Below are 9,839 nucleotides of genomic sequence, written 5' to 3'. Positions count from 1 at the left end.
AAACAAACGGTGCTGTTCCGCAAGGTCGCCGGCACCTGGCAGGTCATTCACACGCACTCGTCCTCCCGTGCGCCGCGGCCCTGATCAATGTCAAACGTTGCAAACCAGTCGGGTTTGTGGGCGGACCCGCTCTTTGGGGCGAACCATTTCACGTTATTGCGTTGGGGACTGGCTCTCGGCGTGGTTGTCGGTCATGCATGGCTGATCCCCACCGGGTATGAACCAACGCGCATTCATGACTGGACGCTCAGTTATCTCGCAGTGAACGGGTTTTTCATTTTGTCCGGGCTACTGATCGCGAAGAGTCTGGAAATGCGCAAGGATGTGAAGGGCTACGCACGGTCCAGGCTTCTAAGGATTTATCCGGCGCTCATCGTGCTCATGTTGGCCCTTCTTTTCTTTTTCGGACCTGCGTTTAGCAACCCGGGCGGAATTCGCTACCTAGTTGATTCGGAACCTTGGACTTACGTTCTCCGTGTCCTATTGATGGGAGACCCCCTGAGCGCGCCGGGCGGCGTATTTGGAATGTCATCAGACCCGGTCTTTAATGGGGCTCTTTGGACAATCCGTTACGAAATGCTTGCCTATGTCTTGGCGGGGATTGGGTTTTTCAGCGGATTTCTGAAAAATCGGTGGCGGGTGCTGACGTCGCTTCTGATTTCGCAACTTTTTTATTTGGTACTGCAACATGCGTCGATCCTGAATGATGCGCCCGACGGCGTTGTCGCACTCTTTCGGTTCACCACCGCTTTTTTGTTGGGCATGACGCTATGGCACTTTCCGGTTTTGCGACGTGCGGGATGGCTTTCAATATGCGTTGCGATAGGCAGTTTTCTGCTTCTTGGCCGCACCCCGATCGGTGAAACACTTGCAAATATCACGCTCGCCGCCGGATTGATGCACTTCGGCCTGGTACGAAGCGCCTCCCGCACAATCGCGACCATGCCGGACTATTCCTACGGGATATATATCTGGCATTATCCAGTCCTACAGAGCGTTTTGCTCCTTAATCCCGACATGCATCCTGTTGCCCTGCTCGCCGTGTCCGCGCCGCCAGTGATCCTTGCGGCGGCGGCGTCATGGCACGTGATCGAGAAACCGGCGCTGCAGTTGAAAAAGAGGAGACGAACTACTGGAAGGCTCGGCGAAAGGTAAAGCCGTGAAGCACGAGACAACAAAATCTTGTTTATACCCTATAGGGGTATTATGTGTCTGTTGTCGGCGTACCGCCGATGCAATGCTTTGCCACGAACCCGCAGGAAGGCGACCTCATGAAAATTACATCTGTGGGACATGCCGTGTCCCTATTTCTCGTCATTACATTTCTGATCTGCATCGTTTGGGGGCTCGAGACGCCGCCTAGCCTTCACATGCATCCGGCATGGCAGGATCTACTGCCCGGATTCGAGTTTGGGACGCTGCCCGGTTTCCTGATCGGCCTTGTCGAGAGCTATCTCTATGGCTGGTACATCGCCATTCTATTCGTTCCCTTGTTTAACTTCTTCAACCGAAACAGCAGCGCACAAAAGTAATGCAGACCCTCGTCCTGTGAAGCACTCCTGCTGAAAGACTAAGAGCCATGACCCACGACACCTGTCACGTCCATTCCGGACATGCGTGCCATCACGACGATCAGGCCACTCCAGAGAAGCCTGATGACGCCTATGATAAGGTTCCCAACGGCTATGCAGGCACCGTGTGGACCTGTCCGATGCATCCGCAGGTACGCGAAACTACTAATACAGGCTGTCCGATCTGCGGCATGGCGCTCGAACCAGAAACGGTGACGGCAGAACAGGATACCAGCGAACTTGATGACATGACGCAGCGCTTCTGGGTCGCCTTTGTCTTCTCGGCGCCACTGCTCGCCTTTGTCATGGGCGAAATGATTCCCGGCAGCCCGCTCGGACAATGGCTTGATCCGACATGGAGTGTCTGGCTGCAGGCCCTGATCGCGACACCTGTCGTCGTTTGGGCCGGCTGGCCCTTCTTCGTGCGCGGCTGGCAATCCGTGAAACGACGCAACCTCAACATGTTCACCCTGATCGCTATGGGCGTCGGCGTCGCTTACGTTTATTCACTTGTCGCCACGATCGCCCCCGACATCTTCCCGGACACGTTTAGGGGCCATGGTGGCAATGTCGCGGTCTACTACGAAGCGGCCGCCGTGATCGTGACGCTGGTTCTACTTGGCCAGGTGCTCGAACTGCGCGCCCGCAGCGCCACCTCAGGAGCCATTCGAGCACTGCTGGAGCTTGCTCCCGCCACTGCGCGCAGGATTGCTGACGATGGCAGCGAACAGGATGTCGATCTCGCGGATGTAAAGTCCGGCGACAAGCTGCGGGTCCGGCCAGGCGAAAAAATCCCGGTCGATGGCGAGGTCGTCGACGGCCATGGGTCGGTTGACGAATCCATGGTCACCGGCGAACCTTTGCCCGTTGAAAAAACTGCTGGCGCCCGTGTAACGGGAGGGACGGTCAACGGAACCGGTTCGCTAGTCATGGAGGCGACGCATGTCGGCGAGGACACGCTCTTGTCCCAGATTGTGCGAATGGTCGCCGCCGCACAGCGATCCCGCGCCCCAATCCAGCGGCTTGCTGATCTCGTCGCCGCATGGTTCGTTCCTGCTGTCATTGGAATAGCGATCCTGACCTTTGTGGTGTGGGCCGTGTTTGGGCCCGATCCGGCGATGGCTTTTGCAATCGTGAATGCCGTTGCCGTCCTGATCATCGCATGTCCCTGTGCGCTAGGTCTGGCAACCCCAATGTCGATCATGGTCGGCACCGGCAAGGGCGCGTCCAACGGCATCCTGATCAAGAATGCTGAAGCGTTGGAAACGCTTGAGAAAGTCGATACGATCGTGGTCGACAAGACCGGGACGTTGACGCTCGGACGCCCCGAACTGGTGCGCGTCGAGCCAAGCGAAGGCTTCGACGAAGGCTCGTTGCTTAGTCTCGTAGCTGCCGTGGAACGTTTGAGCGAGCACCCACTTGCCGACGCGATCGTGCGTGGCGCAAAGGCCAAGGGCGTACCCAACAAGGACGCGCACGGGTTTGAATCCGTCACTGGCGAAGGTGCACAGGCAAGCGTCGAAGGCCAAACCGTTGCCATCGGCAACAGAAAGATGATGCAGCGGATCGCGGGCTGGTCGGACGACCTCGGGGCAAGCGCTGACCAGTACCGCGCCGAAGGACAGACGGTTATGTTCGTCGCCGTCGACGGAAAACCGGCAGGCCTTGTCTCCGTCGCCGACCCGATCAAGGAGACAACACCGGAGGCCATTGAACGCCTCCATGCCGAAGGGCTGAAGATCGTGATGTTGACAGGTGACAATGAGACGACAGCCCGCGCGGTTGCCGACAAGGTCGGCATCGACGAGGTTCACGCCGACGTCTCGCCTGAAGACAAGCATCGGATCGTCTCCGAACTCCAGAAAAACGGTGCCCGCGTGGCCATGTGCGGTGACGGCATAAATGATGCGCCTGCGCTCGCACAGGCAGATGTCGGAATCGCGATGGGAACCGGAACCGATGTAGCCATGGAGAGTGCAGGTGTAACCCTTGTGAAAGGCGATCTTATCGGGGTCGCAAAGGCCCGGGAGCTCAGCCACGCAACGATGCGTAACATCCGCCAGAACCTTTTCTTCGCCTTCATCTATAATACGCTCGGTCTGCCGGTTGCCGCCGGCATTCTGTATCCCTTCTTTGGCCTGCTACTGAGCCCGATGATCGCGGCGGCCGCCATGAGTTTCAGCTCGGTCTCTGTCATCGGCAACGCCTTGCGGCTGAGATCCCTTAAGCTCTAATCTTCCGGAGCACAGACATGTCCAGACCACTCGCTATGAGCGCGCTTGGCGGGCTGATCATTGCAGCCCTGATAGTGGGCGTGATGCTCTTGACCGCGTCGCCTGCAGCGAACGCGCAAACGGTCACCGTTCACAAGACACCGTGGTGCGGTTGCTGCGCCGCTTGGGTGGACCACCTGCATGACGAGGGTTTCGACGTCATCGTGAAAGAGGAAGAGGACCTGACACCCATTCGGTCACGGCTTGGTGTTCGGGATGAACTGATGAGTTGCCATACCGCAGAAGTCGCCGGATATGTCGTTGAAGGTCACGTTCCCGCTCGGGAAATACGACGCTTGCTCGAAGAAAAGCCTGACGTCAACGGCGTCTCGGTGCCCGGCATGCCGCAAGGCTCTCCCGGCATGGAAACACCGAACGCGCCAGATCCGTTTGATGTCATCATCTTCTCTGGAGAGGATGCCAGGACGGAAGCCTCCTATCGGGGAACGCGATTGGTCTCTGAACCGGCCAGACCATGAGTAAGGATGAGTACAAGCAAGGGTCACTGACGCTCGCTGGCACCGTCGCCATGGGGACGGGTGTGATGATTGGTGCCGGCATCTTTGCCCTGACCGGTCAGGTCGCTGAATTTGCAGGCGACCTGTTCCCGCTCGCCTTCCTCACGGCAGCCATCATCAGCGGCTTCAGCGCCTATTCCTATATCAAGGTTTCCAACAAGTATCCGAGCGCCGGCGGCATCGCGATGATACTCAAACGCGCCTACGGTCCATCTACCGTGACCGGAAGCGCCGCCCTGCTGATGGCGTTCTCGATGATCATCAATGAAAGCCTGGTCGCCCGCACGTTCGGTGCGTACACGCTGCAGCTGTTCGGCGTCGAAGGCGGCCTACTCGTCCCTTTGCTGGCAATCGGATTGATCATCATGGCTTTCGTGATCAATGTTGCCGGCAATCAGGTGATCGGCGGCGTGTCCAAGGTCACGGCCATTCTCAAGATTGGTGGCATACTGATTTTCGCGCTTGTTGCGCTTTGGGCTGCGGGATTCAGCTTCCAGCCCGCAGCAGATGGCTTTGCCGACAACACGTCTGCAAGCGGATTTCTAGCCGGAGTCGCACTCGCCATACTAGCCTATAAGGGATTCACCACCATCACGAACAGTGGCGACGAGGTGAAGGAACCGAACCGCAACGTCGGGCGGGCCATCATGATCTCCCTTGCGCTCTGCACGTTCATCTATCTCCTTGTCTGTTTCTCTGTCGGATCAACCCTCACTGTCTCGGAGATTGTTGCGGCGAAGGACTATGCCCTTGCCGAGGCGGCTCGGCCTGCACTTGGAAACTATGGATTATGGTTCACAGTAACGATTGCGATCATCGCGACAGCTTCAGGTCTGCTTGCCAGCTTGTTTGCCGTCTCCCGCATGCTCGCCATGCTGACCGACATGAACCTGATTCCGCATAGACATTTCGGCATGCCCGGAACGGTACAGCGTCATACGCTCGTCTATACGGTTGTGGCTGCCGGATTGCTCGCGGCTTTCTTCGATCTCAGTCGCATCGCTTCGCTTGGCGCAATCTTCTATCTGGTCATGGATATCATCATCCATTGGGGCGTCTTCCGGCATTTGAGAAAGGAAGTCGGCGCCGCACCTGCAATCCTTATCTGTGCAATGGCGCTCGATGCCGTCGTCCTGATCGCCTTCCTCGTCCTGAAGTGGCAAGCCGATCCAGTCATCATCCTGATCGCGGCTTTCGGCATAGCTGCAGTGTTTTCATTCGAGCATTTCTTCCTGAAACAGCTCCGCGATAATCCTCCCGGAGAGGGGGCCGGAAACGACCAACACAAAGCCCATTTATGATCATTGCAAGCTTGATTGGACTGCTCACTTTTGCTCTGGCGAGTACGTTACATTATTTCGCACTGGCGCACCTGAACCTACGCCTGAACCATGAAGCGCGCTCAGGACTCCCGATCGTACTCTCTGGGATTGTAGGTGCAGGCTTGGCGCACCTGGCTGAGGCAACGCTCTACGCAACCAGCTTCAAGCTACTGGATGTCTTTGATTTAGGTGGTTTCAAGGGCGGCGAAGCGGACGGGTTCATGGACATATTCTATTTCTCCCTCGTCAACTACACATCGCTTGGGCTGGGCGATATCTATCCAACCGGACATTCGCGGTTCCTGGCCGGACTGGAATCACTCAATGGTTTCCTTCTGATTTCCTGCTCGGCATCCTTCATTTTCCTTCTTATGCGAAACCAAATGGATGGCCCAACTTCAGGCGGAATTCAAAAATCTGGTTAGCACGGAACTGTTTACACCCTTCTCCGTTAGTCGTGGAAATACCCCACCACTGTATAAGGAGGATGTTGAAAGTGGATATGAAGAATAGTTATTGGCGGTTCGGCGCAATGATCATCACATCGATGATCGTAATGTTTGGGCTGATGTATCTCAACACTTATGCGTGGGAGCATGTTCGCTGGAGTGAGACGCGCTTTTACATGGCGTTCATTATGGGTGCGGCGATGGCCGTCGTGATGCTGAGCTTCATGCTCAACATGTACAAGGACAGCCGCATCAATATCAGTATCTTCGTTGGCGCTTCCGTCGTGTTCGTCCTGGCGTTGTGGCTGGTGCGCAGCCAGAGCACGGTCGAAGACCGGTCGTACATGAAAGCGATGATCCCCCACCACTCCATTGCCATCATGACCAGCGAACGCGCCGGCATCGACGATGTCCGTGTGCGCGAGCTTGCCGACGAGATCATCACGGCCCAGCGCCGCGAGATAAAGGAAATGGAGTGGCTGATTTCGGACATCGCGGAGAATGGTCCGGCGTCGACCGAGAGCGAGGCGGAAAGCCGTCCCGTGCCCCCTTTTGAAGGCACGCTCAATCCAGAAGACGCTGCCGGTGCATCCATCGCCGAGGACTGACGCGCTTTCCACGTCCAGTCAGACCCATTTGATCCCGAAAAGGAGCGAAACAGAATGAGACTCGAAAAGATCAAGACACAGGGTCTTGCCCACCTTTCCTACTTCCTGAGCGCCGATGGCGAAGCGGCCGTCATCGATCCGCGGCGTGACATCGACATCTATCTGGACCTCGCCCGTGAAGAAGGCTCGATCATCACGCACGTCTTCGAAACTCACCGGAACGAGGACCTGCTCTCAGGCGCCCCCGTGCTGAAGGAAGAGACCGGCGCAAAGGTCTGGCACGGGCCGAACCCTGAAAAGCCGATCCAGTATGCAGCCGAGACGCGGGAAGGCGACACGTTCGAGATTGGCGGCGCGCTCCTGAAGGTGCTCGAAACGCCCGGGCACACCGACGACAGCCTGTCCTACGTGCTTTATGACAAGAGCTTCGAGGAAGGCCCGGTTGGCGTGTTCACGGGCGATGCCCTGTTCATTGGCGATGTAGGGCGCACGGACTTCTATCCCGACCGCAAACGCGAAGTCGCCGGCCTGCTCTATGACAGCCTGGAGAAACTGTTGGGGCTCGGCGACCAGTGCCTCGTCTATCCCGCGCATGGCGCCGGTTCGGTCTGCGGCTCCGGCATGGCCGACCGGGAGTTCTCTTCCATCGGTCACGAGAAGCTCAACAATCCACGCCTGCAGATCGGCGACCGGGAAGCTTTCATCGACGCCAAGGTGGCCGAGAACCACTACATACCGCCCTATTTCCGGCGCATGGAAGAGGGCAATATGGAAGGCACCGAAGCCGCGCCGCCGGCGCCGCGGCCCGCCTCCCCGGCCAGGTTGCTCGATCCGGGTGATGCGGTCTGCCTCGATGTTCGCGGCATTTTCGACTTTGCCGGCGGACACCGCACGGGCTCGCTCTGCATCCCGGATGACATGCTTGCCGCCTTCGCGGGCTGGTTGCTGCCAGGCGACAAACCGGTGCTGCTGGTAGCGCGCGATGACGACCAGGCGGTCGATGCGGCCACGACGCTTCAGCGGATCGGCTTCGACAATGTGAGCGGATTTGTCAGCGGGGCCATGCCCGTGGCGGTCCAGAACGGCCCGCTCGACACACTCGACTTCGTCGATACCGAAACCGTCGCCGCGCGCGTGGACAATCCGCCCGCTGGCTGGACCCTGCTCGATGTCCGGGCCATCGACGAGTATGAGAGCGGCCACATCAAGGACAGCAAGCACGCTTATGTCGGCAAACTGCCTGATGCGGCCAGTGACCTCGACCCGGACAAGCCCGTCACCGTCATGTGCGGAAGCGGTGCACGCGCCACGATTGCCGCCTCCCAGCTTCTGCGGAACGGGTTCTCCGAGGTCGATGTCTATATCGGCTCGATGAAGGCGTGGACCGCAGCTGGAAATGCCATTGAGTGATGACTATCACTCTATCTTGGGCTGAATTTTCTGTTGCTGACGCATAAAGAGACTGGCAATTGCTTCACGGGATCCCCATTCATATACCCTGTATGGGGTATTGGCTATGAAGACTGAAACCAAGGATGCAGCGACCCGCAGGCTGGCCCGCATCGAGGGACAGGTGCGCGGCATATCGAGGATGGTGGTGGAAGATCGCTATTGTATCGACGTAATCCGTCAGGTGCAGGCAGTGAAGGCCGCGCTGGCGGGGCTGGAAGCTACTATTCTCGACGATCACATTGCGACCTGCGTGGACCATGCCCTGACTGGAAACAATGTCGACGAGCGACGAGAAAAGGTCGAGGAGCTTGTCGCAGTGCTCGGCGGGCGCAAGAAATGATAGAATCTCTCAATGTATTGTACTGAAATTTCTGGATTATTGACCTAACCACCAAATCGATGCCCATTCTGATACGACTCCTGACCCTTTTGGCCGCAGCAATTCTTACTGCGCAGCCTGTCATGGCATGTCCGTTCATGTTGGGCGACGAGGCGGCCACCAAGATCGAAATCAGCACAAGTCATCCTTGCCACGATATGGCGATGGAAATCGAGGCGGACGCAGATAAATCCCCGCAGTCGTCGTCGGATTCAGATTGCCTGGCGGGCATTGATTGCGCGCCCATGCTGATCCAGGCGCAGTCGGACGCCAACCCAATTACACTGTCTGTCGATCCTTCTCCTATCCTGCCGATCATACTCGCTGAAGCGCCCGTTGCGTTTCCGCCTGAACGGTCGACCCTCTCGACAGGACCACCGCCAAATGCGGTCCTGCCACACCAGACACCCGTTACTCTGAAACAGCGCTTCCTGAATTGAGAGCGGTGACCTTCGGCTTCCACAGCAGCCTGACGTCATCGTTTCACACAATTCAGGAAATCCCGTTTTATCATGCCCCATATTGCCAGAATCCTGCTGGTCGCAGCGTTTGCTGCTATCCCACAGGCGACGATTGCCAGCGCTCAGAGCTTTAACGAGCTTGAAGCCCGTCTCAAGTCGCATCCAAGCCTTTCCGCTCTCGGTTATGATGCCGAGGCCAACCGGGAGCGTGCTATCGCCGCAACAGCGTTACCGGATCCCGTCGTATCCCTCGGGATCAACAACTTTCCGATTTTCGATCCCTCCTTCGACACTTACCTGCCGACCAATAAAGCCGTCGGTATCCGGCAACAAATTCCAAACCTCGCAGGCCGGCAAGCGCGCGCTGGTGAGGCCCGGGCGATGTCGGTACGGACCGAGGCGGTTCGCGATGCTCGTTACGCGGCATTGCGCGCCGAACTGATCGCCCTTCTCGCGGACAAGAGAAGATTAGCCAGACAGAGAACCCTCGCCGAAGCGCAAAATGCCAAATATGACGAGCTTGTCGACATTGTAGAAGCCGAAATCGATGCGGGCCGCCCGGCCGTTTACCGCCTCGCCGAAATTGAAAGCGAGCGGGCGGAAGTGTCCCGGACGCTTGTTGATCTCGATCAGCAGGAAGCCGAGACCGATGCGCTCCTGATCGAGCTCGTCGGTCTGGTTCCCTCGACCAGCGCCCCTCCCCTGACTGAAAAAGACTGGTCCGGTACCGCGCTTGAGTTCCATACCGTGCGTGTTGCCGACGCGGCCGTCCGCGTTACCGATTACGGTATCGACGAGGCCCGCGC

11 protein-coding genes are annotated in these 9,839 nt (G+C 57.8%); all 11 read left to right on the top strand.

The window, feature by feature from the left end; translation table 11 throughout:
* Positions 1–87 precede the first annotated feature (87 nt).
* The gene (locus O4G74_RS15755; protein WP_233350564.1) at positions 88–1,155 is read left to right on the top strand and encodes an acyltransferase family protein; all 1,068 of its coding nucleotides are present in this window, start codon (positions 88–90) and stop codon (positions 1,153–1,155) included.
* 116 nt (positions 1,156–1,271) lie between these two features.
* Positions 1,272–1,532: a hypothetical protein gene (locus tag O4G74_RS15750; RefSeq protein ID WP_269403492.1), complete on the top strand. Its 261-nt coding sequence runs from the start codon at positions 1,272–1,274 to the stop codon at positions 1,530–1,532.
* Positions 1,533–1,579: 47 nt separating this feature from the next.
* A complete protein-coding gene (locus O4G74_RS15745) occupies positions 1,580–3,805 on the top strand; it encodes a copper-transporting P-type ATPase (protein ID WP_269403491.1) in 2,226 nt (741 codons plus the stop codon).
* A gap of 17 nt (positions 3,806–3,822) precedes the next feature.
* Positions 3,823–4,323 carry a DUF411 domain-containing protein gene (locus O4G74_RS15740; RefSeq protein ID WP_269403490.1) on the top strand — a complete coding sequence of 167 codons (501 nt, stop codon included), beginning with the start codon at positions 3,823–3,825 and terminating at the stop codon, positions 4,321–4,323.
* Positions 4,320–5,663 (top strand): APC family permease, encoded by a 1,344-nt coding sequence (locus tag O4G74_RS15735; protein WP_269403489.1) that lies wholly within the window; start codon positions 4,320–4,322, stop codon positions 5,661–5,663. Before O4G74_RS15740 ends, O4G74_RS15735 begins: the two co-directional genes overlap by 4 nt.
* Positions 5,660–6,109: an ion channel gene (locus tag O4G74_RS15730; protein WP_018149423.1), complete on the top strand. Its 450-nt coding sequence runs from the start codon at positions 5,660–5,662 to the stop codon at positions 6,107–6,109. Before O4G74_RS15735 ends, O4G74_RS15730 begins: the two co-directional genes overlap by 4 nt.
* Positions 6,110–6,186: 77 nt before the next feature.
* Positions 6,187–6,741: a DUF305 domain-containing protein gene (locus O4G74_RS15725; protein WP_269403488.1), complete on the top strand. Its 555-nt coding sequence runs from the start codon at positions 6,187–6,189 to the stop codon at positions 6,739–6,741.
* 54 nt (positions 6,742–6,795) lie between these two features.
* Positions 6,796–8,151, top strand: coding sequence for an MBL fold metallo-hydrolase (locus O4G74_RS15720; protein ID WP_269403487.1), 1,356 nt, complete (start codon positions 6,796–6,798; stop codon positions 8,149–8,151).
* Positions 8,152–8,257: 106 nt separating this feature from the next.
* A complete protein-coding gene (locus O4G74_RS15715) occupies positions 8,258–8,533 on the top strand; it encodes a metal-sensitive transcriptional regulator (protein ID WP_269403486.1) in 276 nt (91 codons plus the stop codon).
* A 59-nt stretch (positions 8,534–8,592) separates the two neighbouring features.
* Positions 8,593–9,012 (top strand): hypothetical protein, encoded by a 420-nt coding sequence (locus tag O4G74_RS15710; RefSeq protein WP_269403485.1) that lies wholly within the window; start codon positions 8,593–8,595, stop codon positions 9,010–9,012.
* A gap of 72 nt (positions 9,013–9,084) precedes the next feature.
* A partial coding sequence (locus O4G74_RS15705) for a TolC family protein (RefSeq protein ID WP_269403484.1) occupies positions 9,085–9,839 on the top strand: 755 nt, incomplete at its 3' end.

Origin of the sequence: Henriciella marina (assembly GCF_027213945.1) — a bacterium.
Taxonomy (GTDB): domain Bacteria; phylum Pseudomonadota; class Alphaproteobacteria; order Caulobacterales; family Hyphomonadaceae; genus Henriciella; species Henriciella marina_A.
This window is presented reverse-complemented; position numbering and strand designations above follow the sequence as displayed.

Coding starts and splice junctions, on each gene's coding strand:
- O4G74_RS15755 (WP_233350564.1), top strand. CDS start 88: ATGTCAAACGTTGCAAACCAGTCGGGTTTGTGGGCGGACCCGCTCTTT.
- O4G74_RS15750 (WP_269403492.1), top strand. CDS start 1,272: ATGAAAATTACATCTGTGGGACATGCCGTGTCCCTATTTCTCGTCATT.
- O4G74_RS15745 (WP_269403491.1), top strand. CDS start 1,580: ATGACCCACGACACCTGTCACGTCCATTCCGGACATGCGTGCCATCAC.
- O4G74_RS15740 (WP_269403490.1), top strand. CDS start 3,823: ATGTCCAGACCACTCGCTATGAGCGCGCTTGGCGGGCTGATCATTGCA.
- O4G74_RS15735 (WP_269403489.1), top strand. CDS start 4,320: ATGAGTAAGGATGAGTACAAGCAAGGGTCACTGACGCTCGCTGGCACC.
- O4G74_RS15730 (WP_018149423.1), top strand. CDS start 5,660: ATGATCATTGCAAGCTTGATTGGACTGCTCACTTTTGCTCTGGCGAGT.
- O4G74_RS15725 (WP_269403488.1), top strand. CDS start 6,187: ATGAAGAATAGTTATTGGCGGTTCGGCGCAATGATCATCACATCGATG.
- O4G74_RS15720 (WP_269403487.1), top strand. CDS start 6,796: ATGAGACTCGAAAAGATCAAGACACAGGGTCTTGCCCACCTTTCCTAC.
- O4G74_RS15715 (WP_269403486.1), top strand. CDS start 8,258: ATGAAGACTGAAACCAAGGATGCAGCGACCCGCAGGCTGGCCCGCATC.
- O4G74_RS15710 (WP_269403485.1), top strand. CDS start 8,593: ATGCCCATTCTGATACGACTCCTGACCCTTTTGGCCGCAGCAATTCTT.